This is a genomic window from Rhizobium subbaraonis, from assembly GCF_900220975.1.
Lineage (GTDB): Bacteria > Pseudomonadota > Alphaproteobacteria > Rhizobiales > Rhizobiaceae > Mycoplana > Mycoplana subbaraonis.
Map to the genome: position 1 here is coordinate 1 of NZ_OBQD01000077.1, position 1515 is coordinate 1515.

Here is a 1515-nt window from a genome sequence, read left to right on the forward strand (position 1 = left end):
TGTCCGACATCAGCGCCCATGAGACAGAATTGGTTTAATTGAGAAGAGAGGATTTTCGGCTCATCGTAGCTCATTCAAAGGAAGCGAAGATGAGACAGAAAACCGGTCCCCAGACATCGTCGGCCGAGAAGACGATCAAGGATATCCGTCGCGCCACGCGCAAGCACCATTCGTCGGAGGAGAAAATCCGCATCGTGCTGGAAGGCCTTCGCGGTGAAGACAGCATTGCCGCGATCTGCCGCCGTGAAGGGATCGCCGAGAGCCTGTATTATAGCTGGTCGAAGGAATTCCTCGAAGCGGGCAAGAAGCGACTTGCTGGTGACACCGCCCGTTCGGCCACCAGCGATGAGGTCAAGGCGCTACGCCGTGAAAGCCGCGACCTGAAAGAGGCGCTGGCCGACCTCACCTTGGAAAACCGCCTGCTTAAAAAAAGCATGATCGCGGATGGGGGCGACGAAGAATGAGATATCCCGCCACCGAAAAGCTCGAGATCATCCGGCTTGTCGAGGGGTCTCATCTGCCAGCCAGGCAGACGCTCGACAAGCTCGGCATTCCAAGACCAACCTTCTATCGCTGGTATGATCGTTTCCAGACCCACGGTGTCGAGGGGCTGGAAGACCGGCACTCGGCTCCGTCACGGGTGTGGAACCGTATCCCCGACGACGTTAGGGATCGGATCATCACCATGGCTCTCGACCATGCCGATCTGTCGCCACGCGAGCTGGCGGTGATGTTCACTGACACGGAAAGCTATTTCGTCTCAGAGGCTTCTGTCTACCGCCTGCTCAAGGCCCATGATCTGATCACGTCGCCAGCCTATATCGTCATCAAGGCCAATGACGAGTTCAAGGACAAGACCACGCGGCCGAACGAGATGTGGCAAACTGACTTCACCTACTTGAAGGTCATCGGCTGGGGATGGTTCTATCTGTCGACCATCCTCGACGACTTCTCGCGTTACATCATCGCCTGGAAGCTGTGCACCAGCATGAAGGTCGAGGATGTCACCGACACGCTCGACCTGGCACTGGCCACCTCAGGCTGCGACAAGGTCAAGGTCGAACACCGACCACGCCTGCTATCGGACAATGGCCCGTGTTACGTTGCTTCCGACCTCGGCGAATGGCTGGAGAAATACAAGATCGACCAGGTCCATGGTGCTCCCGGACATCCGCAGACCCAGGGCAAGATCGAGCGCTGGCACCAGACGTTGAAGAACCGCATCCTGCTGGAAAACTACTTCTTCCAGGAAGACCTCGAAGCCCAGATCGCGGCTTTCGTCGAGCATTACAATCATCGCCGATACCACGAGAGCCTCGACAATCTCACCCCGGCCGACGTCTACTTCGGGCGCGGCCAAACAATCCTGCTCGAACGTGAAAGGATCAAACGAGAAACCATCAGACAGCGCCGCTTGAACCACCAGGCCAAAGCGGCTTAAATCAACCCGCAAACCGAGCCGGAAACTCCATTCTTCCCACGCCCAAAAAGTCTCAAATCATTCGACGACGGACA

General features: G+C 56.9%; 1 protein-coding gene. It reads left to right on the top strand.

Translation table 11 applies throughout. The features are described 5' to 3' along the window. Nucleotides 1–89: 89 nt before the first annotated feature. Nucleotides 90–1441, top strand: a protein-coding gene (locus CRO48_RS31495) for an IS3 family transposase (protein ID WP_097143558.1) whose coding sequence is annotated in 2 segments (ribosomal slippage) — nt 90–426 and nt 426–1441 — 1353 coding nt in all. Because the reading frame shifts where the segments join, the coding sequence is not laid out codon by codon here. Nucleotides 1442–1515 lie beyond the last annotated feature (74 nt).